Here is a 24,906-nt window from a genome sequence, read left to right on the forward strand (position 1 = left end):
CGAGGGGGTGGTCGGGGTGCGCGGGTCAGGCCGAGCGCGGGACGCCGAGCAGGTCGAGCAGCTCGACGCGCAGCCGGGCCGTGGCGGCGTCGGCGCGGTCGCGGGGGCGGGGGGCCTCGACGGCGAGGTCGCGGACGATGCGCGCACCGTCCTCGTCCGGCCCGTCCTTGCCGAGCACGAGGACGCGGTCGGCCAGGTGCAGGGCCTCGTCGACGTCGTGGGTGACGAAGACGACGGTCGCGCCGGTGCTGCGCTGGACCTCGTCGAGCAGGTCCTGCATCTTCAGCCGGGTCAGGGCGTCGAGGGCGGCGAACGGTTCGTCGAGGAGCAGGACGCCGGGGCGGCGGACGAGGGCGCGGGCCAGGGCGGTGCGCTGGGCCATGCCCCCGGACACCCGGCGCGGGCGGTGCCCGGCGAACTCCTCCAGGCCCACGACCTCCAGCCAGCGCAGCACCTCGGCCCGGCCCTCGGCGCGGTTCGTGCCGCGGGGCAGGCCGAAGGCGACGTTGCCGGCCAGGTCGCGCCAGGGCAGCAGGCGCGGTTCCTGGAAGACGACGGCCGTGCGGGGGTGGACCCCGCGGACGGGTTCCCCGGCGATCTGCACCGCCCCGGTCGAGGGGGCGTCGAGCCCGGCGACGAGCCGCAGCAGCGTGGACTTGCCGCTGCCGGAGGCCCCGACGAGGGCGACCGTGCTGCCCGCCGCGAGGTCGAGGTCGAGGGGGGCCAGAACGCGGTGGTCCCCGAACGTGCGGCTCACGCCGCGCAGGACGACCCCGGCGGCGTCAACGCCGGTGCCGGGCAGCGCGGACGCGGGAACGGTGGGTGCGGTCGTCACGATCTCCTCCATCGGTCCCGGCATGAGCACCACACCTCACGAGGAGGCGGTTGCTGCGGCGTCGTCGAGCCAGGTCTCTCGGCCGCTCTGGATGGTGCGTCCACTGTAGAGCAGCTGAGGGCGTGCTGCCGACCTCTCGCGCGCGCCGGTCGTCTCAGCTGTCTCGTGACGACCGGCTCCCTCGCCGGTGGCGGCTGTCCCGGTACTCGTCGACCCACGTGCGCGAGCTGAGCCACACGCCCTGGGGGCTCTTCTGCGCTCGTAGCCGACCTCGGATGGCGGCGACCCGCAGCGCATCCGCGCTCAGGTCGTCCGTCGTCGACATGAGGCTCGCCAGCGGGACGAGGCGTGACGGGCCCGCCACCGCCGGGACCACGAAGCGGTAGAGGTTGTTGGTGATGGACCGGGCCAGGAGCTCACCCATGGGTCCGTAGTCGGCCTGGTCGGCGCGACGCATCGCCGCCAGGTACCTCGTCCGATCGTTCTTGAACACGATCGCCGGGGGGTGGCCCAGTCGCACAAGCACCAGGTTGAGCAGCAGACGGCCCGTCCGCCCGTTGCCGTCGATGAAGGGGTGGAGGCGTTCGAAGTCGTTGTGCAGCCGTGCGAGACGCTCCGGGAAAGGCTCCTCCCCGGGTGCCTTCAGTCGACCGATCGAGGTAATCCAGTCGCGCATCAGATGGTCGAGGTCCGGGGAGGGGGGGTGGCGTCATCCCCTCGGGGAAGGGCTGGATGTCGTGGCGGCGCCAGTTGCCGGGGCGCTCGTCGGGGGTCGCGTGGGGGTGGGGCGCGACGTCCCACACGGGAGTCATCGCCTGGTGGTGCACCGTCCGCACCTCCTGCAGCGTGACGAGGTCCCCGGTCGTCCAGTCGCTCGGCTCCAGCGCTTGCCCGTAGACCCACTTGGCGGCGTCGGCGTACCCCTTGACCTCCATGTACTCGCGCAGTTCGCGAGAACCGACGGCCCGTCCCTCGTCGAGCAGTTGCCGCACCTGGGACAGGATGAGCGTGTTCCCCGCCAGAGCCGTCGAGTGGTGGGCTTCCTGGTGCCACAGGTCGTCCCAGATGTCCTCGGCCTCCGTCGGGGAGGGCAGCCCGCCGAGGCGGTCGTTCAGGTCTCGGATTGCCTCGTCCAGGCGTGCGTAGACGGTGGCTCTGGACGGTCGACCTCGGGGCACGGCACCTCCTGTGTTCGCTCGGCGGGAAAGTAATGTACCGAACAAGTAAGGCTGCTGAAGAGGTGTTGTTCGTTCGTGGCGCAGAAAAACGACCGAACATCCGTAGTCACCTGGGGTGCTGAGTTCCGCTGCACGCGCCACGCTGGGCTCGTGGTCGACCGCCTGCCCTCGCCGGACGCCATGGCCCTGTCCGGGCCGGTGATGATGCACCAGCACTGGGACGACCTGGCGTTCCTGCACTGGGCCGTCGACCCCGCCCGCGTCGCGCCGTTCCTGCCGCGCGGGGTGCGCCCGGACGTCCTCGACGGGGCCACCTACGTCGGCCTCATCCCGTTCACGCTGCGCGACGCCGGGCCGGGGCGGCGGGTGAGCGTGCCGTACGCGGGCACGTTCCTGGAGACGAACGTGCGCTTCTACTCCGTCGACGACGAGGGCCGCCGGGGCGTGGTCTTCGCGAGCCTGGACGCCAGCCGCCTCGCGGTCGTCCTCGGTGCGCAGGCGGCGTTCGGGCTGCCCTACCGCTGGTCGCTCATGCGCCACGCGGTCCGCGTGCGGGAGGGGGCGCGGGAGCTGCTGTGGACGTGCCGGACCCGCTCGGGCCTGAGCAGTCGTGTCGCCGTCCGCGAGGGGGAGCCCGCGGTGGACGACCTCGGGGTCTTCCTCACCTCCCGGTTCGGCCTGCACGCCGCCCACCTCGGACGGACCTGGTGGATCGCCAACGAGCACGAGCGGTGGCCGCTGCGCTCGGCGCAACTGCTGGAGCTCGACGACGGTCTGGTCGCCGCCGCGGGCCTGCCGGTGAGCGGGCCACCGGACCACGTCGCCTTCGCCCGCCGCGTGAGCACCCGGTTCGTCCTGCCGACCCCGATCTGAGGAGGTGCTGCGGGAACCGGGCCGTGCCATGCTCCGTTCACCCCTTCGCAGACCCGTCCCCGAGACCAGGAGAGGACCGCCGCCGCCGATGCGCGACGACGATCACGCCGACGACCCTTCAAGTCCCTGCGCGGGCACGCCCGGCCACGATGAGGTGATCTCGTGACCGACGTGCTCGCCCTGCTCCTGGGCGTGGTGGTGGTCCTCGCCATCACCGCCGGCACGGCCTGGTTCGTGGCCCAGGAGTTCGCCTACATGTCGGTGGACCGCTCGGGCCTGGGAGCCCGCGCCGAGTCCGGTGATCCCGGGGCGCACCGCGCGCTCCAGGTCACGCGCCGCACCTCGTTCATGCTCTCCGGAGCCCAGCTCGGCATCACCGTCACCGGCCTGCTCGTCGGGTACGTCGCCGAACCCCTCATCGGGCGGTCCCTCGGTGCGCTGCTCGGCGGTGTCGGCATCCCCTCCGGGGTCGGTGTGGCCGTCGGCGGCGTCGTGGCCCTGGTGTTCTCCACGATCGTCCAGATGCTGTTCGGGGAGCTGTTCCCCAAGAACCTCGCCATCGCCAAACCCGAACCGGTGGCCACCTGGCTGAGCCGGTCCACGCTCGCCTACCTCACGGTGTTCGGCTGGCTGATCTGGTTCTTCGACCAGTCCTCCAACGCCCTGCTGCGCGCGCTGAAGATCGAGCCCGTCCACGACGTCGAGCACGCCGCGACGCCGAAGGACCTCGAGGCGATCGTCGAGGAGTCCCGCGAGAGCGGGGACCTGCCCGACGACCTGGCCGTCCTGCTGGACCGCATCCTCGACTTCCCCCAGCGCGACGTCGAGCACGCGATGATCCCGCGCTCGCGGGTCGACACCGTCGACGAGTCCGCCGACCTCGGCCTCGTCCGCGCGCTCATGGCCGTCGGCCACTCCCGCTACCCGGTGCTGGCCGTGGGGTCCGGTGACGTCCTCGGCGTCGTCCACCTCGCCGACCTCCTCGCCACCACCGAGGACGGCAGCGCCCCGGTGACCCGGATCATGCGGCCGGCGCTCGTCGTCTCCACCCTCACGCTGCTGCCGGACGTGCTGCGGCAGCTGGGTGAGTCCAAGAACGAGCTCGCCTGCGTCGTCGACGAGTACGGCGGGTTCTCCGGCGTCGTCACCGTCGAGGACCTCGCCGAGGAACTCGTCGGCGAGATCACCGACGAGCACGACGAGGAGAACCCCACGTACGTGCCCGTCGAGGGGGACGGCGTGTGGGAGATGTCCGGGGAGGTGCACGTCGACGAGGTCGAACGCTCCCTCGGGGTGGACCTGCCCCGCGGGGACTACGAGACGATCGCCGGCCTCGTGATCGCGGCCCACGGCGGGCTGCCCGAGAAGGGCACCGAACTGGACGTCGAACTGCCGCCGGACCTCGGTGAGCTCGACCCCGAACCCCAGACCCTGCACATCCGGGTCCTGTCCGTCGAACGGCACGTGCCCGGCCGGGTGCGGCTGGAAGTGACCGGTGCCGCGGCTCCCGCGGGGAGCGCGGGAACCGGCGACACCACGGAGGAGGTGGCCCGTGACTGACGACCCGGTCGTGGTCATCGTCGCGACCATCGTCATCGTCGCGGCGAGCGCGTTCTTCGTCGCCGTCGAGTTCGCCCTCCTCGGGGCCAAGCGGCACCGGCTGGAGGACGCCGCCGGCACCGCCGCCGGGCGGGCGGCGCTGCGCAGCTCCCACGAGCTGACGGTGCTGCTGGCCGGGTCCCAGCTCGGGATCACCGCCTGCGTCCTGCTGCTGGGCGCCATCAGCAAACCGGCCGTCCACCACTGGCTGACCCCGGCGTTCGCGGCCGCGGGGCTGCCCCTGGTCGCGGCCGACGTCCTCGGGTTCGTCCTCGCGCTGTTCGTCGTCACGTTCATCCACCTCGTCGTGGGGGAGATGGCGCCGAAGTCGTGGGCCATCGCCCACCCCGAGCGCTCGGCCCTGCTGCTGGCCGTCCCGATGCGCGGCTTCATGTGGGTGTTCCGGCCCGTCCTGAAACTGCTCAACGAGGCCGCCAACGTCCTCGTGCGCAAGGTCGGCGCCACCCCCACCGAGGAGGTCGTCGTGGGGCACAGCCCGGACTCGCTGCGGCACCTGCTGGAGCACTCCACGAACGTGGGCGCGCTCGACGCCCGGTTCTCCGCGCAGTTGTCGGGGGCGCTGGACCTGCAGCGCCTGGCGGTGCGCGACCTGCTGCGCCCCGACGCCACCCTCACCAGCGTGCCCGTCGGGGCGAACGTCGCGCAGGTGCGGGAGCTGTCCCGCAGCACCGGTCACCTGCGGATCCTCGTCGGCACGCCCGACGACCTGCGCGGGCTCGTCCACGTCCGGGACACCCTCACCGAACCGGACGAGGCACCGACCGAGGAGTTCGTGCGGCCCGTGTTCACGCTCGACGGCGGCACGACGCTGCACGTCGCGCTGACGCGGATGCGCGAGACGAGCAACCACCTCGCGGTCGTGACCGACGAGGGGCGGGTCGAGGGGGTCGTGACCCTGTCCGACGTCCTGCGCCGGTTGTTCCCCACGGGGGCCACCACCTGAGCACCGCCCGTCCGGGACCACCGGGCGGGTGGCACGATCGGGCGGGTGAGCGAACCTGAGGTCCCCGTCTGGGAGAAGCGGTTCCGGGCCGGTCGCGTCGGCCTGCCGGAGTGGGCGCAGGACGCGCCCGAGCGGTGCGTCGTCGTCGCCAGCGTCGCGGGAGTGCTCGAGGTGCACTCCTTCGACGCCGGCACCGGCGCCCTGACCCGGCTGACCGACCGGCCCGAGGGCACCTCCGGTGCCACCATCGACGACGCCGGGGAGTTCGTCTGGTGGTTCGACGACACCGCCGGCGACGAGTACGGCGTCTGGCGGCGGCAGCCGTTCGGCGCCGCCCCCGGTGAGGGGGTGCAGGACCCGCTGGGCCTGCCCGCCGCCTACCCGGCCGGGTTGGCGATCGGGCGCAGCGGCACCGTCGTCGTCGGCTCCCAGGACGACGGGTACGGCACCCGCATCGACGTCGTCACCGCCGAGGGGACCCGGCGGCTCTACGAGCACCGCGAGGACGCCTGGGCCGGGGACCTCTCCCCGGACGAGCAGTGGGTCGCGATCGCCCACTCCGAGCACGGCGACTCCCGCCACCCCGACCTGCGCGTGCTGTCCCTGGCCGACGGCTCCACCGTCGCGGAACTGTCCGACGGCCCCGGCAAGGGCGTGTCCCCGATCGGGTTCTCCCCCGTGCGCGGGGACGCCCGGCTGCTCGTGGAGCACGAACGCGCCGGCCGCGCCGAACTCCTCGTCCTGGACCTGGTGACCGGCCGCGAGGTGCAGATCGCGCTCGGCGTCCCCGGCGAGGTCGCCGGGGCGGAGTGGACGCGCGACGCGACCGGGCTCGTCGTCCTGCTCGACCACGAGGCCCGCACCCTGGCCTACCGCCTCGACCTCGGGACCGGCGTCGTCACGCCGATCGGCCCCACGACGGGCAGCGTCGGCGCCGCGACCGCCCGCCCCGACGGCGACGTGTGGCTCACCTGGTCCTCGGCGGCGCAACCCTCCACGGTGCGCCGCCTCGACGGGTCCGTCCTGCTGCGCGCGCCCGGGGAACCGGCGCCGCCGTCCGTGGACGTCTCCGACGTGTGGGTCGACGGGCCCGGTGGCCGCGTCCACGCCCTGCTGCGGGTCCCGGCCGGGGCGAGCGGTCCGCTGCCGACGGTCGTGGAGGTGCACGGCGGGCCCACCGCCCACGACACCGACGCCTTCCGCGCCTACTGCGCGACGTGGGTCGACGAGGGGTTCGCCGTCGTGCAGGTGAACTACCGCGGCTCGACGGGGTACGGGTCGGCCTGGCGCGACGCGCTGGAGGCGCGCGTCGGGCACGTCGAGCTGGAGGACGTCGCCGCGGTCGCCGACCACCTCGTCGCCACCGGTGTCGCCGACCCCTCGCGGCTCGTGCTGGCCGGTGCCTCGTGGGGCGGGTTCCTCACGCTGCTCGGCCTGGGGACGCAGCCGGACCGCTGGGCCGTGGGGCTCGCGGGCGTCCCCGTCGCCGACTACGTCGCCGCGTACGAGGACGAGATGGAGGGGCTCAAGGCGTTCGACCGGTCGCTGTTCGGCGGGTCCCCGACCGAGGTGCCGGAGAAGTACGCCGACTCCTCGCCCATCACGTACGTCGACGCCGTGCGCGCCCCCGTGCTCGTGCTCGCCGGCCGCAACGACCCGCGCTGCCCGATCCGGCAGATCGACACCTACCTCGACCGGCTCACCGCCCGCGGCGCGACCCACGAGGTGTACCGCTACGACGCCGGGCACGGGTCGCTGCTCGACGACGAGCGGGTGCGGCAGATGCGCGTCGAGCTGGACTTCGTGCGGCGGCACCTGCCGGGCTGAGCGCGTCCGGGCCGCGCGGGGTCGGCCTCGTTGCCTCCCCGGGGTCGATCATCGGCCTCGGGGAGGCAACGGGGTCGCCCGGTGGCCTCGGGGAGGCAACGGGGCCACCCCGGGCGGCCGCGTCAGCCCGCGAACGTCAGGTACAGCAGCGCCACGTTGAGCGCCACGACGAGCGCCACCGCGACGGTGGCGAGCGCCCGCGTCACCGGCTGGTTCACGTGCTCGCCCATGAGCGCGCGCGAGCTGGTGAGCCGCAGCAGCGGGACGAGGGCGAAGGGGATGCCGAAGCTCAGGACGACCTGGGACACGACGAGGGCGCGGGTGGGGTCGACGCCGACGCCCAGGCACACCAGGGCCGGGACCAGGGTGACGGCGCGGCGCAGCAGCAGCGGCACCTCGATGCGCAGCAGCCCCTGCATGATGACGGCGCCGGCGTAGGCGCCGACGGAGGTGGAGGCCAGGCCGGAGGCGAGCAGGCCGATCGCGAACAGCAGCGCGGCGCCGGTGCCGAGGTGGGTGGCGACGGCGGCGTGGGCGCCTTCGAGGGTGTCGGTGCCCTCGACCCCGCGCAGGGCGGAGGCGGCGAGCAGCAGCATGGAGATGTTGACGAGCCCGGCCACGACGAGGGCCGCGACGACGTCGACGCGGGTGGCGCCGAGGACGCGGCGGGTGTCGCGGGCGGCGACGGTGCCGTGGTGGTCGCGGGCCATCGCCGAGTGCAGGTACACCGCGTGCGGCATGACGGTCGCCCCGAGCATGCTCGCGGCCAGCAGGACGGTCTCGGTACCGGCGAAGCGGGGGACCAGGCCGGCGGCGGCCTCGGCCGGGTCCGGTGGGGCCAGGACGACGCCGGAGACGAACCCGACGACGATGATGAGCAGGAACCCCATGATGACGGCCTCGAACCGGCGGATTCCCGTGCGGTTGTGCAGGGCCAGCACCAGCAGGGAGACCACGCCGGTGATGACGCCGCCGAGGAGCAGGTCGGTGCCGAAGAGGAGGTGCAGGGCGACGGCGCCGCCGATGACCTCGGCGAGGTCGGTGGCGATGGCGACGAGCTCGGCCTGCGCCCAGTACGCCAGCCGCGCCTTGCGGCCCAGCCGGTCGCGCAGCGCCTCGGGCAGCGTGCTGCCGCTGACGACGGCGAGCTTGGCCGACAGGTACTGCACGAGGACGGCCATCCCGTTGGCCGCGACGAGCACCCACAGCAGCAGGTAGCCGTACCCGGCGCCGGCGGTGAGGTTGGCGGCGACGTTGCCGGGGTCGACGTAGGCGATGGCCGCGACGAACGCGGGGCCGAGCAGGCGCAGCAGCCCGCCGCGGCCGGTGCGGGTGGGCGCGGGGGTGCGTTCGTCCGTCCTCATGGCCCGATCATGCCAGAGAGTTCGGTGCCCCGAACTCTGCTGTTCGGGGCCTCACAGCTCCTTGGCGTAGCAGACGGACAGCGGGCTGTCCGCCCACGGCCCGAAGTTCGCCGTCCGCGCGTAGCCCAGCGCCTCGTACAGCGCCATCGCCTCCGGCTGGCGCGTGCCCGTCTCCAGCCGCACCCGGTGCGCGCCGGCCTCGCGCGCCGCGGTCTCGAACGCGGCGACGAGGGCCCGTGCCAGACCCCGGCCGCGGAACCGCTCCTGCACGAAGACCCGCTTCATCTCCACCGTGCGCGCCCAGCCGGGCTCGTCGACGTCCACGCGCGCGATGCACCCGGCCGGCTCGCCGCCGACCGTGGCGACGTGGAAGACGACGTCGCCGTGGAGCGGGTAGTCCTCCCACGGGTCACCGGGGTCGCGGTAGCGGCGGTTCAGCTCGGCCACCGCCGCGCTGACGAGCGCGTCGAGCCCGGGGTCACCGGCCTTGCGCTCCTCGACCTGGACGGGGTGGCTCACCGCTGCACGCCCGTCCGCACCCGGCGCCGGCGCTGGGCGGGGACCGCCGCGACCTGCGGGTCGATGGGGGCCCGGCCGTCCTTGTCCGCGCGCGTGGCCTCCAGGAGGATCGCCAGCCCGAGCAGGGCCAGCACCAGCGCGACGAGCGCGGGGGAGGCGTAGCCGAACCCGGCGTCGATGGCCAGACCGCCGAGGAAGGCGCCCATCGCGTTGCCGATGTTGAACGCGGCCTGCATCGCCGCGGAGGCCATCGACGCGCCGCCGCCGGCGGCGAGGATGCCGCGGGTCTGGATCGGGGCCGACATGACGAACCCGACGAAGGCGAAGGCGAACACCCCGGCGGCCGCGACCCAGGCGTGGTCGGCGAACAGGTACAGCAGCCCGAACACGACGACCTGGGCGGCGAACCCGACGGCCAGCGTCCGGTAGGGGCGCCAGTCGGCCAGCCGGCCGCCCAGGACGTTGCCGAACGTCGCGCCGAGGCCGAACAGCACGAGCACCCAGCTCACCGAGCCCTCGGAGAACCCGGCGACCTCGGTCAGCAGGGGCGCCACGTAGCTCAGGACGGTGAACAGGCTGGCGAACCCGACGGTGGTGATGAGCAGTGTCCACCACACCTGGCGGCGGCCGAACGCGGCGAACTCCGAGCGCAGCGACCCCGTGCGGGTCTCCACCTCCGGCACGATCGCGGCGATCGCGGCGATCGTCACCAGCCCGATGACGCCGACGAGGGCGAACGTGAGCCGCCAGCCGAGCTGCTGGCCGACGTAGGTGCCGGCCGGGACGCCGACGACGTTGGCGACGGTCAGGCCCGTGAACACCAGCGCGAGGGCCTGGCCCTGGCGCCCGGGCGGGGCGATCTTGCGGGCCACCACGGCCGAGGCGCCGAAGAACGCCCCGTGCCCCAGGCCCGAGAGGAAGCGGGCACCGACGAGGGCCTCGAAGCTCGGCGCGAGCGTCGTCGCGGCGTGGCCGAGGACGAACAGGCCCATGAGCCCGGTGAGCACGCGCTTGCGCGGCCACGAGTGCGTCAGGGCGGTCAGCGTCGGGGCGCCGACGACGACGCCGAGGGCGTACGCCGAGATCAGCCAGCCGGCGGCGGCGATGGAGACGTCGAAGCTGGCGGCCATCTGGGGCAGCAGCCCCATGGCGACGAACTCGGTCGTCCCGATGCCGAAGGCACCGACGGCGAGGGCCAGGATGGCGAGAGGCACGGGGGGTCTTCCTCGGGGGTCGCAGGGGGCGCAGGGGGGTCCGGACGTCGGTCCGGCCCCCTCAGATCATCGCGCCCCGGGCCGCCGCTGTTCCCCCCGGCCGGCACCCGGCCCCGGAACCGGTTGCCCGGCAGGCCGTCCCGGGCGTGGCGGGCCGGGGCCGTCGCGGACGCCCGCACCGCCGGCCCCCGTGGCGCCGGCCCCCGTGGCGCCGGCCCCCGTGGCGTCGTGCCCGTCCACGACGCCACGGGGCCCACCCGCGGTGCGGGTCAGGGGACGGGGACCTGCGCCTCCCGGGCCAGGGTCCCGTCGGCGCGCTTGGCGAGGTAGTCGCGCACCTCGGCCTTGACGACGGGGGCCAGCAGGTACAGGCCCAGGATGTTCACCAGGGCGCAGAGGAACAGCATCGCGTCGGCCAGGTCGAGCACCGAGGAGAACGTCAGCACGGTGCCGACGACGGTGAACATGCAGTAGACGACCTTGAAGACCAGCTCGCTGACGCGGCTGCGGCCGAAGAAGTGGCACCAGGCCTTCTGGCTGTAGTACGCCCACGTGATGAGCGTGGAGAACGCGAACATCGCCACGGCGAAGGCCAGGACGTACGGGAACCAGGGGATGACGCTGGCGAAGGCGTCGGAGGTCAGGACGACGCCGTCGGCGCCGGTCTCGCCCGTGGCGGCCACCTCGGCGCGGGCGTCCAGCCAGCTCTGCGGCTGGGCGATGATGATGGTCAGCGCGGTCATCGTGCAGATGACCACGGTGTCGCAGAACGGCTCGAGCAGGGCGACGAACCCCTCGGAGACGGGGTGCTTCGTCTTGACCGCCGAGTGCGCCGTGGCCGCCGACCCGATCCCGGCCTCGTTGGAGAACGCGGCGCGCTGGAACCCGACGATGAGGGCGCCGATAACGCCGCCGGCCACCCCCTCGGGGGCGAAGGCGCCGGTGACGATCGACCCGACGGCGGCGGGCACCAGGTTCGCGTTGCCGACGATGACGATGAGGCAGGCGGCGACGTAGACGATCGCCATCGCCGGGACCAGCCTGGAGGTGACCTTGCCGATGGAGGTGATGCCGCCCAGGATCACCGCGCCGACGAGGACGGCGAGCACGAGGCCGAACACGAACGCGGCCCCGGAGGAGGCCAGCGGGCTGTCGTCCCCACCGGTGATGTTGCGGAACTGGGCGTAGGTCTGGTTGGCCTGGAACATGTTCCCGCCGGCCACGCCGAAGAAGAAGATCGCCACCGCGAACACGGCGGTGAGCACGACCCCGACCCACGTCGCGCGGATCCGGCCGAAGGCCACCTTCAGGTAGCGGAACGGGCCGCCGGTGACGGTCCCGTCCTCGTGGATCTCGCGGTACTTCACCCCCAGGGTGCACTCGGTGAACTTCGTCGCCATCCCCAGCAGACCGCAGCAGATCATCCAGAACGTGGCGCCCGGTCCGCCGATGCTCACGGCCACGGCGACCCCGGCGATGTTGCCCAGGCCGACGGTGCCCGACAGGGCGCTGGTCAGGGCCTGGAAGTGGGTGACCTCCCCGGGGTCGTCGTCACGGCTGAACCGGCCGCGCACGACCTGCAGCGCGACCCCGAACCCGCGGAGCTGGATGAAGCCGAAGTAGACGGTGAAGACGATCCCGGCGAGCACGAGCCAGCCGACGATGAGGGGGAACGAGGCGCCCCCGATGTCGACCGTGAAGAAGACGACGTCCGAGACGGCCCTGGTGACCGGGGACACGACCCCGTCGATGGCGTTCTCGATCCCGGCGAGGGTTCCACCCTCGGCCTCGACCGTCGCGGCCGGCAACGCGGCTGTGGCGTGACTGAGCATCCCCCGGTGGTAGCGCTTCTGCGCCTGGCAGGCAAGTGCTTCCCACGATCTGGGCCGCAGATGTCACACAAGCGCAACGTTCACCGCTCCGTCACGACCCCGTCGGCCACCTCCAGCCGGCGCGTGACGTGGACGGCCTCCAGCAGCCGCCGGTCGTGGCTGACGAGCAGCAGCGTCCCGGCGTAGCCCGCGAGCGCCTGCTCGAGCTGCTCGATGGCGGGCAGGTCGAGGTGGTTGGTGGGCTCGTCCAGGACCAGCAGGTTCACCCCGCGCGCCTGCAGCAGGGCCAGGGCGGCGCGGGTGCGCTCACCGGGGGACAGGCTCGCGGCGGTCCGCCCGACGTGGTGGGCGCCGAGGCCGAACTTGGCCAGCAGCGTCCGCACCTCGGCGTCGGGCTGGTCGGGCACCTCCTCGCCGAAGGCGCGGGCCAGGGTGCGCTCGTCGAGGAAGGCGCCGCGGGCCTGGTCGATCTCCCCGACCCGCACGCCCGACCCCGCGACGGCGGACCCGGTGTCGGGGGTCACGCGCCCCAGCAGCAGGTTCAGCAGCGTCGACTTCCCCGCCCCGTTCGGGCCGGTGACGGCGATCCGGTCGCCGGCGTCGACGGCGAGGTCGACGGGGCCGAGGGTGAAGTCCCCGCGCCGCACGACGGCCCCGCGCAGCGTCGCCACGACCGACCCCGACCGCGGGGCCGCCGCGATCGACATCTGCAGCGACCACTCCTTGCGGGGTTCCTCCACGACCTCCAGGCGTTCGATCATCCGGTCGGTCTGCTTGGCCTTGGCGGCCTGCTTCTCGCTGCCCTCGCGCATCGTGGCGCGGATGTTCTTGTCCGGGTCGCCCTTGCGGACGGCGTTGCGGACGCCCTGGGCCATCCAGCCGCGCTGCATCCGGGCCCGCGCCTCCAGCCCGGACCTGGTCTCGGCGTACTCCTCGTAGGCCTCGCGGGCGTGCCGGCGCTGCACGTCGCGCTCGGCGAGGAACGCCTCGTACCCGCCGCCGACGACGCGCACGAGCTGCTGGGCCAGGTCGAGCTCGACCACGCGGTCCACGGTGCGGGACAGGAACTCCCGGTCGTGGCTGACGAGGACGGCGGGGGAGCGCAGCTCGGTGACGAACCGCTCCAGGCGGGCCAGGCCGTCGAGGTCGAGGTCGTTCGTGGGCTCGTCGAGCAGGAACACGTCGTAGCGCGACAGCAGCAGCGCGGCCAGGCCGGCGCGCGCGGCCTGCCCCCCGGACAGGGACGTCATCAGCGCCTCGGCGGACACCGTCAGGCCCAGGTCGGCCAGGACCTCGCCGGTGCGCTCGTCGAGGTCGGCCCCGCCCAGGGCGAGCCAGCGGTCGAGGGCGTCGGCGTACCGGTCCTCGGCCCCGGCGGCCCCCTCGCCGAGGGCCGTGGCGGCGGCGTCCATCTCGGTCGTCGCGGCGGCCACTCCGGTGCGCCGGCCCAGGAACTGCCCGACGGTCTCCCCGGGACGGCGCTCGGGTTCCTGCGGCAGGTAGCCCACCGTCGCGGCGGGCGGGGACAGCGAGACCGTCCCCGTCTCGGGGCGGTCGAGGCCGGCCAGCAGCTTGAGCAGGGTCGACTTGCCCGCCCCGTTCGCCCCGACGAGGCCGACGACGTCGCCGGGGGCGACGACGAGGTCCAGGCCGGAGAACAGCGCCCGCGTCCCGTGGGCGGCGCTGAGGTCCTTGGCGACGAGGGTGGCGCTCATGCCGCCCATTCTCGCCGGGAGCAGGGCGCGCCGGTGGGGGCTGCTGCGGCAGCGGTGGTGAGAGGACGCCGCGTCACTGTAGGAATCTGCGGAGGCTCCACGCAGAACTACAGCTGAGTAGGAGGAGATGTCGATACGGTGGGGTGTGCCCACGGCCCGAGACACCCAGCGCCAGGTGCGCGCCACGGCCTACCGCCAGGCGGGGTACATCACCGCCCGGCAGGCGCTCGAGCTCGGTCTGACGTACCAGGCGCAGAAGTACCACGCCGACCACGGCAACTGGGTGCGCGTCGCCCGGGGCATCTACCGCCTGCGGGACTGGCCCTCGACCGTCGAGGACGCCTACGTCCTGTGGAGCCTCTGGAGCGGTGGGCGCGGAGTCCTCTCCCACGCCACCGCCCTGGCCGTGCACGACCTCGGGGTCCTCGACCCGGGACACGTCCACCTCACCGTGCCCCCTGGTTTCCGGGCCCAGCACCCCGTCGTGGTGACCACCGCCGCGGTCCTCCCGGCGACCGACGTCGAGCAGCGGGAGGCCTACCGCGTGACCACCCCCCTGCGGACCCTGCTGGACGTCGCCGCGGCTGCCGACACCACCCAGGAGGCCGTCACCGATGTCGTGGCCGACGCCCTGGACCGCGGAGTCGTCACCGCCGGCCGGCTGCGCCGCAGGATCGACGAGGCGGGCGAACGGGCTGCCCTGCGCGTCGAGCGAGCCCTGGGAGCCGTGGCCCGGTGACGGGTCGCCCGGCACCGGCGTTGCGGGCCAGTTTGGACGCGAAGCTGCTCGCCACCGCCCAGCAGCGTGCGGTCGACGTCAACCGCCTCCGACGCCACCTGACGTTCCAGCGGATGCTGCGCCGCCTGGTCGCCGACGGTGGGTGGGTGCTCAAGGGCGGTTACCTGCTGGAGGCCCGCCTCGGTGCGCGAGCCCGGGCGACCCGTGACATGGACCTCACGAGCGCCGTCGAACTGGACGGGTCCGAGCTGCGCGACGCCGTGGCCGACGCCCTCGCCGAGGACGTGGACGGAGACGGTTTCGTCTTCCGCGTCACCGCGGCCCGGGCGCACCTCGCGGGGGAGCAATTCGGTGCGGGGGCACACCTGTCCGTCGCCGCGGACCTGGCGGGCCGCCCGTTCGCCTCCGTCCGCCTGGACGTCGTCGCCCGGCCGGGTGAAGTGGCCGGAGGCACGGAGGACGTCGAGCTGGTGCCCGTCGTCGAGGTGGCCGACTGGGAACCGGTCGTGGTGCCCGCGGTCGACCTCGGACAGCACCTGGCCGAGAAGCTGCACGCGTTGAGCGCGGTGGACGCCCACCCCCGCCCCTCGACCCGCGTCAAGGACCTCCTCGACGTGGAACTGCTGCTGACGACCGCACCGATCGACGAGGCCCACGCCGCGCGTCGCCTGTCCGCCGTGTTCAGGGCCAGGGACGGCGGCCCCCCACCTCTCGCCCTCCCTGAACCCCCGGCCGCCTGGCGCGCGGACTACGCCGCCCTGACCGGCCGGCTCGACCTCGACGTCGCCCGGTACGACGACGCGCTGGCCGCGGTGAACGTCCTCTACGGCCGGCTCCTCACCCTCACCCGGCCGTCCCCTCCGGAGGACCACCGGTGAACCCCGGCCGGACAGGGCGGGTGGCACGTGAGCGCCTCGGCGTCGAGGGGCCGCACGGTCCGTCGTCCACGAATCCTCCGGTGACGCACCGATTGCGCGGCGGGGAAGGGGGCGGCAGGTTGACGCGCGTGGACGACGACACCGCCTCCCACGCCCGCTCCTTCGGCGCCGCCGCGGACGCCTACGCCCGGGCCCGGCCCGGCTACCCCGACGACGCCGTGGACTTCCTCGTCGGACCGGCCCGCCGCGTCCTGGACCTGGGGGCCGGGACGGGCAAGTTCACGTCTGCCCTCGTCGCGCGCGGTCTCGACGTGGTCGCCGTCGAACCGTCGACGCGGATGCTGGCGCAGTTGCGCGCGGACCTGCCCGTGGAGGCCCACGAGGGCAGCGCGGAGGCCACGGGGCTGCCGGACGCCTCGGTCGACGCCGTCGTCGTCGCGCAGGCCTGGCACTGGGTGGACCCGGCGCTCGCCGTCCCGGAGGTGGCGCGGGTGCTGCGCCCGGGCGGGACGCTGGGGCTGGTGTGGAACGTGCGGGACGAGTCGGTCCCGTGGGTCTCGCGCGTCTGGGAGATCGCCCAGCGCGGCGACGAGCACGAGATGCGGGCCTCGGTGGAGACCGTCGGCGCGCCGTTCGGGGCCCTGCGGACCTACCGGACGCGGTTCGAGCACGTGAGCGACCGGGCCGGGATCCTCGACCTCGTCGCCTCCCGCAGCTACGTCATCGTGCTGCCGCAGGAGGAGCGGGCGGCGGTGCTGGCCGAGGTGGGTCGTGTCCTCGACGAGGAGTTCGCGCCGGGGGCCCCGATCCGGGTTCCCTACGTGACCCACTGCGCGCGGTTCACGCTGCAGCACCCGCGCGGGCGGTGAGCGGGGCGCTTAGGCTCGGGTGGTGAAGTGGTTGCTGATCCTCATCGTGCTGGCGGTCGTCGTCGTCATCGCCGCACGCCGGCTCAAGTCCTCCGGGGGGTCCCTGCGCGACGCCGACCCGCGCCGGCTGCGCGACGAGTTCCGGGACGGCTCGGGCGACTGACCGGCCCGACCCGCCCGGCCGGCCCGCGGGGCCGGCCGGGGGGACGGACGGTCAGGAGATCACGGTCCACAGGATCCAGACCAGGCCGAAGCCCATGAGGCCGATGCCGGTCGAGACGACGCTCCACGTCTTCAGGGTCGTGGCGGTGTCCAGGCCCAGGAAGCGGCCCACCAGCCAGAACCCCGAGTCGTTGACGTGGGAGAAGCTGATCGCCCCGGCGGCGGTGGCCACGGTCAGGCAGGCCAGCTGCAGCGCCGACAACGAGGGGTCGGCCGCGACGGCGGGGGCCAGCAGCCCGGCGGCGGTGGTGCCGGCCACGGTGGCCGAGCCCTGCGCGACGCGCAGCGCCACCGCGATGAGGAACCCGGCGACGATGAGCGGCAGACCGGCCGCGTCCAGCTCACCGGCCAGCGCGCCCCCGATGCCGGTCTCGGTCAGGACGCGGCCGAACATCCCGCCGGCGCCGGTGATGAGGATGATCGAGCAGACCGGGGCCAGCGCGGAGTCGACGACCTCCTCCAGGCGCCCGCCGACCTTCCCGCGGTTGGGCCGGACCACGAGCAGGAACATCGCCAGCAGGCTCGTGATGAGCAGCGCCACCGGCGTCGCGCCCACGATCTGCAGCACCACGACGACGGGGTTGTCCTCGGCGACGCCGTAGTTGGACACGGCGGTGTTCGACCCGGTGCCCCCGAAGATCAGCACCAGCGGCAGCAGCAGCACGAGGAGGATGACCCCGAAGCGGGGACGGGGCTGGTCGCCGCCGTCGTCGGGACGGCCCAGCAGGTCCGGGACGGGCAGGAAGTCGGCGCGCTTGGCCAGCGCGTAGGCCAGCCGGTAGCCCATGGCGTACCAGGTCGGCACGGCCACCAGGAGACCCACGAGCAGGACCAGCCCGACGTCGGCGCCCAGCAGGCTGGAGGCCGCCACCGGGCCGGGGTGCGGCGGGACCAGGGCGTGCATGACGAGGAACGCCCCCGCGGCGGGCAGCGCGTAGAGCATCAGCGAACCACCGAGCCGGCGGGCGACGGTGTAGATGATCGGCAGCATGACGACGAACCCGGCGTCCAGGAAGATCGGGAACCCGTAGAACAGGGACGCCACCGACAGCGCCAGCGGCGCGCGCGACTCCCCGAACCGGGCGAGCAGCGTGTCCGCCAGGACCCGCGCGCCGCCGGAGACCTCCACGATGCGGCCCAGGACGGCGCCGAAGCCGACGAGCAGGGCGACCGTGGACAGGGTGTTCCCGAACCCGCTCGTCAGCGTGCTCACGAGTTCGGTCCGGGGGATGCCGGCGACGATCGCCGTCAGCAGGCTGACGATGACGAGGGAGTAGAACGCGTGCAGCTTGACCTTGATGATGAGGACCAGCAGCACCGCGATCGCCACGACCGCCGTCAGGAGCAGGAACGTGGTCGACCGGGGGGCCCCGGCCGTCGTGGTGGCGGTGGCCAGGCCTGCCGCCAGGCCGGGGGATGTGACGAGCACGGGCACCTCATTCTCGGACGTCGTCCGGTGAGGGTAGCTGTGGTCCACCTGTGCCCGTCGGCGGGGCGCGACGGGTGCGGGCGAGCGCGCGGTGACGGTCCGGGCGGCCGTTAACCTTCCGGGGGCCCGGCACCCGGCCGGCCGGCGAGGAGGGACCCACGTGGCGAGGACAGGCTGGCGACTGCACGGTGACGGGCGGTCGGTCTCCCCGGGCGAGGTCGTCGCCCCCGACGAGCGGCTGGCGTGGGGACGGACCGTCGGCATCGGGCTGCAGCACGTCGTCGCCATGTTCGGCTCGACCGTCCTGGTCCCGGCCATCACCGGCTTCCCCGTCGCCACGACGCTGTTCTTCTCCGCCGTCGGCACCGCGCTGTTCCTGCTGCTGACCCGCAACCGGCTGCCCAGCTACCTGGGGTCCTCCTTCGCCTTCATCGCCCCGATCCTGGCCAGCTCGGCCGGCACGGCCGGCGGGGGCATCCTCGTCACCGGTCTGCTGCTGGCCGTCGTCGGCCTCGTCGTCCACCTCGTGGGCTCGCGCTGGATCGACGTCGTCATGCCGCCGGTCGTCACCGGCACGATCGTGGCGCTCATCGGGCTGAACCTGGCACCGGCGGCGTGGGGCACGACGGAGGACTCCGGGTTCCGCGCCGACCCCGTCGGCGGGATCGTCACCCTGCTGGCCGTCGCGCTGGCCACCGTCCTGTTCCGCGGTCTGCTGGGCCGCCTGGCCATCCTGCTCGGCGTCGCCGTCGGCTACCTCGTCGCGGCCGCCCGCGGCCTGGTGGACTTCACCGCCGTCGAGCAGGCCGCCTGGCTCGGCCTGCCGCAGTTCCGGGCCCCGCAGCTCGACGTGGCGGACCTGGCGCTGTTCCTGCCCGTCGTGTTCGTCCTCGTCGCCGAGAACGTCGGGCACGTGAAGTCGGTGGCCGCCATGACCGGGCGCGACCTGGACCCCCTCGCGGGCCGGGCGCTGCTGGCCGACGGCCTGGCCACGAGCCTGGCCGGGCTGGGCGGGGGGTCGGGGACGACCACCTACGCCGAGAACATCGGCGTCATGGCCGCCTCGAAGGTGTACTCGACGGCGGCCTACTGGGTCGCGGCGGCCGCCGCCCTCGTCCTGTCGTTCTCCCCGAAGTTCGGCGCGCTCATCGGGTCCATCCCGCCCGGCGTCCTCGGCGGGGCCGCGACCCTGCTGTACGGGATGATCGGCGTCCTCGGGGCGCGGATCTGGGTGCAGAACAAGGTCGACTTCTCCGACCCGGTGAACCTCACGACCGCGGCCGTCGCCCTCGTCGTCGCCATCGCGAACTACACGCTCACCACCTCCGGCGGCCTGACCTTCGAGGGCATCGCCCTCGGCACCGTCGCCGCCATCGGCCTGTACCACCTCATGCGCGCCGTGGGCCGGGCCCGGGGGACGGCCGGTACGGACTGACCCGCCTCAGCCGCCGGTGACCTGCAGCAGCCGGTCACCGGCCTGCAACGTCTGCACCTGGTGGTAGAGCAGGGTCCGGCCCCCGCGCAGCACGGCCAGGACGGGGACGTCCAGGTCGCCCGGGCGCCGCCCCACGTCCTCGGGTCGCACGGGCTGCTCGACGAGGTCCAGGCCCGTCCCGAAGGACGCCAGGTCCTCGACCACGGACACCGCCGCCGGGCTGCCCGCGGCCAGCCCGAGCAGGCGGCCGGTCGTCTCGGACGTCACCACCACCGAGTCGGCGCCGGACTGCCGCATGAGCCCCACGTGCTCGGCCTCCCGGGCCGTCACGACGACGGTGGCGCGCTCGTTGAGGCGCCGCAGCGCGAGCGTCGCCAGGATCGCGGTGTCGTCCTTGTCCACGGCGATGAGGACGGTGCGGGCGCGGTCGGCCAGCGCCGTCGCGAACGTCTCCGGCCGGGTCACGTCCCCCGTCACGCACAGGTAGCCGTCCCGGGCCGCGTCCGCCGTGGCCACGGGGCTGCGGTCGACGACGAGGACGCGGTCGGCGGGGGTGCCGGAGGACCGCAGCTCCCGCACCGCGTTGCGGCCCTTGGTGCCGTAGCCGAGGACGATGACGTGGTCGCGCATGCGGGCCCTCCACCGCGCGAGGCGGATCTCGGTGCGGGAGCGCTCGGTGAGCGCCGACAGGGTGGTGCCGACGAGCAGGACGACGAAGACGATCCGCACCGGGGTGATGAACACGGCGTTGACCAGCCGCGCCTGGTCGGTGACCGGGACGATGTCGCCGTAGCCCGTCGTGGTCAGGGTGACGGTCGTGTAGTAGAGGACGTCGAGCGCGGACAGCTCGCCATCGAGGTTGTCGCTGTACCCGTCGCGCTCGGCGTAGACGACGGCCCAGCACAACGCCACCAGCCCCAGCGCGAGCGCGATCCGGCGCAGGATGGCCAGGACCGGCGGTGTCGGGCGCCGCACCGGCAGGCGCAGACGGGAGACGGTCTGGGGCACCCCCGCAGTCTGGGGCACGACGGGGCCGCCGTCGCGCCGGTGATCACCCCGGGCGCGGCGGACGCGACGGGCCCGGCGGCTGCCACGATGGGGGTCCGACGGACGGGGGTGCGACGTGAACGGGTACGGGCAGGGGCCGCAGGACGGCCGGGCGTGGCAGGACCGGGACCCGGAGCGGGAGCGGCGGGCGTGGCAGCCGCAGCCGCCACCCCCGGGACCGCTGCAGCCGTACGGGCAGGCGCCCCGGCCGGTGGTGCCCGTCCCGGCGAAGACCCCGGGGCTGGCGGTGCTGCTCTCGTTCCTGTGGCTGGGGGCGGGGAACTGCTACGCGGGCCAGGTGGGGCTGGGTGTGACGTTCATCGTCGCCCAGGTCGTGTGCGCGCCGATCGCCGCGTTCCTCGCGGCCCTCACGGCCGGGTTCTCCCTGGTCCTCACCGTGCCGGTGTGGATCGCGGCGTTCGCCGTCTCCGCGGCGACGGGGTACGCCCGTTGCAGAGCCCACAACGCGGCCCTGGGGATCCGGGGGTTCTGAGCGCCGACGACGGGGGCCCCGCCCGGACGTCCGGACGGGGCCCCCGCGGCGGAACGGCTCAGGCGGTGAGCTCGGCCGCCACCAGCTCGGCGATCTGCGCGGTGTTCAGCGCGGCGCCCTTGCGCAGGTTGTCCCCGCAGACGAACAGGTCGAGCGTGTTCGGGAAGTCCAGCGCCTGCCGCAGGCGGCCCACGACCGTCGGGTCCCCGCCGACGGTGCGCGCCGGGGTGGGGAACACGCCGTTGGCGAGGTCGTCCTGCACCTCGACGCTGGGCGCGGCCTCCAGCGCCGCGGTCGCCTCGGCCACCGTGACCGGCCGGGCGAACGTCGCGTGCACGGCCAGGGAGTGCGTCGTCTGCACCGGGACGCGCACGCAGGTCGCGGACACCTTCAGGTCCGGGATGCCCAGGATCTTGCGGGACTCGTTGCGGACCTTCAGCTCCTCGCTCGTCCAGCCGTCGTCCTTCAGCGACCCCGCGACCGGGATGACGTTGAGCGCCAGGTGGGTCTGGAACGGGGAGTCGTCGCCCAGCTTCTCCGAGACGACCTGCGCGGTGTCACCGGCGACCGAGCCGAGGGTGCGCTGACCGGCGATGACCTCGATCTCGTCGTGGAGGCGGTCCACGCCGGGCTGCCCCGCGCCGGAGGCGGCCTGGTAGCTGGCGACGACGAGCTCGGTGAGCTGCCACTGCTCGTGCAGCGTGCCGAGGGCGTCCATCATCGTCAGCGTCGTGCAGTTCGGGTTCGCGATGATGCCCTTGGGGCGGTTGCGCGCGGCGGCGCCGTTGACCTCGGGCACGACGAGGGGGACCTCGTCGTCCATGCGGAACGCACCGGAGTTGTCGACGGCCACCGCGCCGCGCCCGGCGGCGATCGGCGCCCACTGCGCGGAGACCTCGTCGGGCACGTCGAACATGGCGACGTCGACGCCGTCGAAGACCTCCGGCGTCAGCTCGCGCACGACGACGTCCTCGCCGCGGACCTGCAGCACCTTGCCGGCCGAGCGGGCCGAGGCGACGAGGCGGATCTCGCCCCACACGTCGGGGCGCTGCGACAGGATGCCGAGCATCACGGTGCCGACGGCGCCGGTGGCGCCGACGACCGCGAGGGTGGGCTTGCGGGTGCTCATCGTCCGGTACCTCCGTAGACCACGGCTTCACCCTCGGCGTCCAGGCCGAAGGCGGTGTGCACAGCGCGGACGGCGTCGTCGAGCTGGTCGGCGCGCGTCACGACGGAGATGCGGATCTCCGAGGTGGAGATCATCTCCAGGTTGATCCCCTTCGTGCCCAGCGCGTCGAAGAACGTCGCCGAGACCCCCGGGTGCGAGCGCATCCCGACGCCGATGAGGGACACCTTGCCGATCTGGTCGTCGTACTCCAGCCGCTCGAACCCGATGGCCGGCTTGACCTTCTCCAGGGCGGCCGTGGCGGTGGCGCCCTCGGACTTGGGCAGCGTGAAGGAGACGTCGGTGCGGCCCGAGGCCCCGGCGGCGACGTTCTGCACGATCATGTCGATGTTGATCTCGGCCTCGGCGACCGCCGTGAAGATCGCGGCCGCGGTGCCGGGGTTGTCCGGCACCCCCACGACGGTGATCTTGGCCTCGCTGCGGTCGTGCGCGACACCGGAGATGATCGGCTGCTCCACGGGTTCCTCCCCGGTCTGGTGGGTCTTGAAGGCTTCGGGAACGGGGGAGTCGGTCACCCAGGTCCCCTCGTGCGGGCTGAACGAGCTGCGGACGTGGATCGGCAGGTCGTAGTTCCGGGCGTACTCCACGCAGCGCAGCATGAGGATCTTGGCCCCGCACGCCGCCATCTCCAGCATCTCCTCGCTGGCGATGCGGCTGATCTTGCGGGCCGTCGGCACGATGCGCGGGTCGGCGGTGAACACGCCGTCGACGTCGGTGTAGATCTCGCAGACGTCGGCCTTCAGCGCCGCGGCCAGCGCGACGGCCGTCGTGTCCGACCCGCCCCGGCCGAGCGTCGTGATGTCCTTCGTGTCCTGGCTGACGCCCTGGAACCCGGCGACGATCGCGATGGCGCCCTCGTCCAGCGCGGACCGGATGCGGCCCGGCGTGACGTCGATGATGCGGGCCCGGCCGTGGGAGGAGTCGGTGATGACGCCGGCCTGCGACCCGGTGAACGACCGGGCCTCCAGGCCCAGGTTCGAGATCGCCATGGCCAGGACCGCCATCGAGATCCGCTCACCGGAGGTCAGCAGCATGTCCAGCTCGCGCGCCGGCGGCATCGGGCTGACCTGCTCGGCCAGGTCGATGAGCTCGTCCGTGGTGTCACCCATCGCCGAGACCACGACGACGACCTCGTGGCCGGCGCGCTTGGTCGCGGCGATGCGCTTCGCGACGCGCTTGACGCCGTCGGCGTCAGCGACCGAGGAACCGCCGAACTTCTGCACCACGAGAGCCACGAGCAGGGAGTCTACGGAACCGCTCACGGTGCTCCGGGCCGTGCTCAACCCCGCCCTGACCTGCTGGTCAATGTGCTCAGCGGGCTCACGGGGGGCGTGTCGTCAGGCGCCGGTGACGGTCCCGCGGCACGACACCGGCGGCGCACCCATCGGTGTCACCACGTGGGGGGAGGCGTGGGTGTCCCGTCGCGGTCGCCCCGGCGACGTCCTGCGGGCACCCACGTCTCGCTCCACGACCTCGCGTTCGTCGTGGACGGTCCCACGGCCGGTCCGACGTCGGAACGGCGGTGGGAACGGCGAGAACGTCGCTCTGACGGCCACCAGGCCGTTCCCACCGCCGTTCTCATCCCTAGTTCGACGTCACGGTCATCCCGCGTGGTGCGCTGTCGCCAGTGGCTGGCGACGTCGCGGTCTTGCCGATGGGCGAGGTCAAGCTGAGCGCGACGATCACCTGCACATCGCCGCTGTCCGCGCGCTCAACGCCCTCACGGTCTCGACGAGGTAGGAACCTTCTCCCCCAGGTTTCTCATCGACGATCCGCTATGTTGACGGCGTGCCCGTCATCGAGTCCGCCGCCGTGCTGCTGAAGGAGGCACGTCACCGCGCAGGACTGACCCAGGCCCAACTGGGTCAGCGCGCCGGGGTCACCCAGAGCGTCATCAGCGCCTACGAGTCCGGACAGCGCCAACCTTCCCTGCCCACGTTGCTGCACCTGCTGCGCGCCAGCGGCCACCTGCTCGACGCCTCCCTGGTCGCCACCGACTCCCCGCCCACCGCCCCCCTGTCCGGGCCCCTGGGTCAGCGCCTGCGCCGGCACCGCCGCAGGGTCAAGGCCGTCGCCGCCGCCCACGGCGTGCACCACGTCTGCGTCTTCGGCAGCACCGCCCGCGGCACCGAGCGCCCCGACTCCGACGTCGACCTGCTCGTCGACCTCCCGGCCGGGACGGGACTGTTCGCCCTGGGACGCCTGCGCCGCGACCTCGAAGACCTCCTCGGCGCCCCCGTCGACCTGGTTCCCGAGGATGGGCTCAAGCCCGACGTGCGCGTGAACGTCGAAGCGGACCTGGTGCCCCTGTGAGCCGTCACGCCCGACAACGCCTGCTGGACGTGCTGGCTGCCCTGGACGCCATCGAGGCCCACACCCGCCGCGGCGACCTGTCCGACGGTCTCGTCTTCGACGCCGTGCGCGTCCGGCTGATCGAGATCGGCGAGGCCGTCAAGGCCGTTCCCGAGGAAGTGCTGGCCGGTGAACCGGACCTGCCGTGGTCGGAGATCGCCCGAATGCGCGACCACCTGGCCCACCGCTACTTCGATACCACCCACTCCATCGTCGCCGCCACCGTCACCCAGGACCTGCCGGAACTCCGGCGTGCCGTTCAGCGTCTGGTGGAGACCACTGAGGACTGACGCCGCCACGTCACGGTCATCCCGCTGGCCAGGACGTCGGGCCACG

23 protein-coding genes and 1 riboswitch are annotated in these 24,906 nt (G+C 73.6%); of the genes, 12 read left to right on the top strand and 11 right to left on the bottom strand.

Annotated elements, in window-relative coordinates:
* Nucleotides 1–25 precede the first annotated feature (25 nt).
* Both AB2L27_RS11960 and AB2L27_RS11965 read right to left on the bottom strand, forming a co-directional pair.
* Nucleotides 26–847, bottom strand: a complete 822-nt coding sequence (locus AB2L27_RS11960) for an ABC transporter ATP-binding protein (RefSeq protein ID WP_370441763.1) — start codon at nucleotides 845–847, stop codon at nucleotides 26–28.
* Nucleotides 841–933: riboswitch (SAM riboswitch) on the bottom strand. (Overlaps the previous gene by 7 nt.)
* 56 nt (nucleotides 934–989) lie before the next feature.
* Complete coding sequence (locus AB2L27_RS11965; protein WP_370441699.1) at nucleotides 990–1,511, bottom strand: Fic family protein; 522 nt, start codon at nucleotides 1,509–1,511, stop codon at nucleotides 990–992.
* Between the two features lie 652 nt (nucleotides 1,512–2,163).
* Between AB2L27_RS11965 and AB2L27_RS11970 the strand changes: the two genes are divergently transcribed.
* The 4 genes from AB2L27_RS11970 (at nucleotide 2,164) to AB2L27_RS11985 (ending at nucleotide 7,276) form a co-directional block, all read left to right on the top strand.
* Nucleotides 2,164–2,886, top strand: a complete 723-nt coding sequence (locus tag AB2L27_RS11970; RefSeq protein WP_370441700.1) for a YqjF family protein — start codon at nucleotides 2,164–2,166, stop codon at nucleotides 2,884–2,886.
* 162 nt (nucleotides 2,887–3,048) lie between these two features.
* A complete protein-coding gene (locus AB2L27_RS11975; RefSeq protein WP_370441701.1) occupies nucleotides 3,049–4,446 on the top strand; it encodes a hemolysin family protein in 1,398 nt (465 codons plus the stop codon).
* Complete coding sequence (locus AB2L27_RS11980; RefSeq protein WP_370441702.1) at nucleotides 4,439–5,449, top strand: hemolysin family protein; 1,011 nt, start codon at nucleotides 4,439–4,441, stop codon at nucleotides 5,447–5,449. Before AB2L27_RS11975 ends, AB2L27_RS11980 begins: the two co-directional genes overlap by 8 nt.
* A gap of 45 nt (nucleotides 5,450–5,494) precedes the next feature.
* Entirely contained in the window at nucleotides 5,495–7,276 is a 1,782-nt protein-coding gene (locus tag AB2L27_RS11985) for a S9 family peptidase (protein ID WP_370441703.1), read from the top strand.
* A 122-nt stretch (nucleotides 7,277–7,398) separates the two neighbouring features.
* Here the strand turns inward: AB2L27_RS11985 and AB2L27_RS11990 are convergent, their stop codons facing one another.
* The 5 genes from AB2L27_RS11990 to AB2L27_RS12010 form a co-directional block, all read right to left on the bottom strand.
* Nucleotides 7,399–8,640: an Nramp family divalent metal transporter gene (locus tag AB2L27_RS11990; RefSeq protein ID WP_370441704.1), complete on the bottom strand. Its 1,242-nt coding sequence runs from the start codon at nucleotides 8,638–8,640 to the stop codon at nucleotides 7,399–7,401.
* A gap of 51 nt (nucleotides 8,641–8,691) precedes the next feature.
* Nucleotides 8,692–9,159 carry a GNAT family N-acetyltransferase gene (locus tag AB2L27_RS11995; RefSeq protein ID WP_370441705.1) on the bottom strand — a complete coding sequence of 156 codons (468 nt, stop codon included), beginning with the start codon at nucleotides 9,157–9,159 and terminating at the stop codon, nucleotides 8,692–8,694.
* A complete protein-coding gene (locus tag AB2L27_RS12000) occupies nucleotides 9,156–10,373 on the bottom strand; it encodes an MFS transporter (protein WP_370441706.1) in 1,218 nt (405 codons plus the stop codon). Before AB2L27_RS12000 ends, AB2L27_RS11995 begins: the two co-directional genes overlap by 4 nt.
* 269 nt (nucleotides 10,374–10,642) lie before the next feature.
* Complete coding sequence (locus AB2L27_RS12005) at nucleotides 10,643–12,205, bottom strand: alanine/glycine:cation symporter family protein (RefSeq protein ID WP_370441707.1); 1,563 nt, start codon at nucleotides 12,203–12,205, stop codon at nucleotides 10,643–10,645.
* Nucleotides 12,206–12,285: 80 nt separating this feature from the next.
* A complete protein-coding gene (locus AB2L27_RS12010) occupies nucleotides 12,286–13,920 on the bottom strand; it encodes an ABC-F family ATP-binding cassette domain-containing protein (RefSeq protein ID WP_370441708.1) in 1,635 nt (544 codons plus the stop codon).
* A 145-nt stretch (nucleotides 13,921–14,065) separates the two neighbouring features.
* Here AB2L27_RS12010 and AB2L27_RS12015 point away from each other — a divergent pair, with 145 nt between their 5' ends.
* The 4 genes from AB2L27_RS12015 to AB2L27_RS12030 all read left to right on the top strand — a co-directional run bounded on the left by AB2L27_RS12015 (nucleotide 14,066) and on the right by AB2L27_RS12030 (nucleotide 16,569).
* Nucleotides 14,066–14,659 (top strand): type IV toxin-antitoxin system AbiEi family antitoxin domain-containing protein, encoded by a 594-nt coding sequence (locus AB2L27_RS12015; RefSeq protein ID WP_370441709.1) that lies wholly within the window; start codon nucleotides 14,066–14,068, stop codon nucleotides 14,657–14,659.
* Nucleotides 14,656–15,537, top strand: coding sequence for a nucleotidyl transferase AbiEii/AbiGii toxin family protein (locus AB2L27_RS12020; RefSeq protein ID WP_370441710.1), 882 nt, complete (start codon nucleotides 14,656–14,658; stop codon nucleotides 15,535–15,537). Before AB2L27_RS12015 ends, AB2L27_RS12020 begins: the two co-directional genes overlap by 4 nt.
* A 128-nt stretch (nucleotides 15,538–15,665) precedes the next feature.
* On the top strand, nucleotides 15,666–16,406 hold the full coding sequence (locus AB2L27_RS12025) for a class I SAM-dependent methyltransferase (RefSeq protein WP_370441711.1): 741 nt from the start codon (nucleotides 15,666–15,668) through the stop codon (nucleotides 16,404–16,406).
* Between the two features lie 22 nt (nucleotides 16,407–16,428).
* Entirely contained in the window at nucleotides 16,429–16,569 is a 141-nt protein-coding gene (locus AB2L27_RS12030; protein ID WP_370441712.1) for a hypothetical protein, read from the top strand.
* Nucleotides 16,570–16,620: 51 nt separating this feature from the next.
* Here AB2L27_RS12030 and AB2L27_RS12035 read toward each other — a convergent pair whose 3' ends face one another.
* Complete coding sequence (locus tag AB2L27_RS12035; protein ID WP_370441713.1) at nucleotides 16,621–18,057, bottom strand: GntP family permease; 1,437 nt, start codon at nucleotides 18,055–18,057, stop codon at nucleotides 16,621–16,623.
* Between the two features lie 160 nt (nucleotides 18,058–18,217).
* Between AB2L27_RS12035 and AB2L27_RS12040 the strand changes: the two genes are divergently transcribed.
* Nucleotides 18,218–19,492: a uracil-xanthine permease family protein gene (locus AB2L27_RS12040; protein ID WP_370441714.1), complete on the top strand. Its 1,275-nt coding sequence runs from the start codon at nucleotides 18,218–18,220 to the stop codon at nucleotides 19,490–19,492.
* A 6-nt stretch (nucleotides 19,493–19,498) separates the two neighbouring features.
* On the opposite strand, the gene AB2L27_RS12045 is transcribed toward AB2L27_RS12040, so the two are convergent.
* Nucleotides 19,499–20,500, bottom strand: a complete 1,002-nt coding sequence (locus tag AB2L27_RS12045) for a potassium channel family protein (protein WP_370441715.1) — start codon at nucleotides 20,498–20,500, stop codon at nucleotides 19,499–19,501.
* 115 nt (nucleotides 20,501–20,615) lie between these two features.
* On the opposite strand from AB2L27_RS12045, the gene AB2L27_RS12050 reads away from it, so the two are divergent.
* Nucleotides 20,616–21,032, top strand: a complete 417-nt coding sequence (locus AB2L27_RS12050; RefSeq protein WP_370441716.1) for a hypothetical protein — start codon at nucleotides 20,616–20,618, stop codon at nucleotides 21,030–21,032.
* 58 nt (nucleotides 21,033–21,090) lie between these two features.
* Here the strand turns inward: AB2L27_RS12050 and AB2L27_RS12055 are convergent, their stop codons facing one another.
* Both AB2L27_RS12055 and AB2L27_RS12060 read right to left on the bottom strand, forming a co-directional pair.
* Entirely contained in the window at nucleotides 21,091–22,161 is a 1,071-nt protein-coding gene (locus AB2L27_RS12055; RefSeq protein ID WP_370441717.1) for an aspartate-semialdehyde dehydrogenase, read from the bottom strand.
* Nucleotides 22,158–23,453: an aspartate kinase gene (locus AB2L27_RS12060; protein ID WP_370441718.1), complete on the bottom strand. Its 1,296-nt coding sequence runs from the start codon at nucleotides 23,451–23,453 to the stop codon at nucleotides 22,158–22,160. The genes AB2L27_RS12055 and AB2L27_RS12060 overlap by 4 nt, the downstream gene beginning before the upstream one ends.
* A gap of 553 nt (nucleotides 23,454–24,006) precedes the next feature.
* Here AB2L27_RS12060 and AB2L27_RS12065 point away from each other — a divergent pair.
* Complete coding sequence (locus tag AB2L27_RS12065; RefSeq protein ID WP_370441719.1) at nucleotides 24,007–24,531, top strand: nucleotidyltransferase domain-containing protein; 525 nt, start codon at nucleotides 24,007–24,009, stop codon at nucleotides 24,529–24,531.
* Complete coding sequence (locus tag AB2L27_RS12070; protein WP_370441720.1) at nucleotides 24,528–24,860, top strand: HepT-like ribonuclease domain-containing protein; 333 nt, start codon at nucleotides 24,528–24,530, stop codon at nucleotides 24,858–24,860. The genes AB2L27_RS12065 and AB2L27_RS12070 overlap by 4 nt, the downstream gene beginning before the upstream one ends.
* Nucleotides 24,861–24,906 lie beyond the last annotated feature (46 nt).

The sequence above is a fragment of the Kineococcus halophytocola genome, assembly GCF_041276425.1.
Lineage (GTDB): Bacteria > Actinomycetota > Actinomycetes > Actinomycetales > Kineococcaceae > Kineococcus > Kineococcus halophytocola.

Bases quoted from the DNA above. Each gene is read 5' to 3' on its own strand.
- AB2L27_RS11960 (WP_370441763.1), bottom strand. From the start codon at position 847: ATGGAGGAGATCGTGACGACCGCACCCACCGTTCCCGCGTCCGCGCTG.
- AB2L27_RS11965 (WP_370441699.1), bottom strand. From the start codon at position 1,511: ATGCGCGACTGGATTACCTCGATCGGTCGACTGAAGGCACCCGGGGAG.
- AB2L27_RS11990 (WP_370441704.1), bottom strand. From the start codon at position 8,640: ATGAGGACGGACGAACGCACCCCCGCGCCCACCCGCACCGGCCGCGGC.
- AB2L27_RS12005 (WP_370441707.1), bottom strand. From the start codon at position 12,205: ATGCTCAGTCACGCCACAGCCGCGTTGCCGGCCGCGACGGTCGAGGCC.
- AB2L27_RS12010 (WP_370441708.1), bottom strand. From the start codon at position 13,920: ATGAGCGCCACCCTCGTCGCCAAGGACCTCAGCGCCGCCCACGGGACG.
- AB2L27_RS12055 (WP_370441717.1), bottom strand. From the start codon at position 22,161: ATGAGCACCCGCAAGCCCACCCTCGCGGTCGTCGGCGCCACCGGCGCC.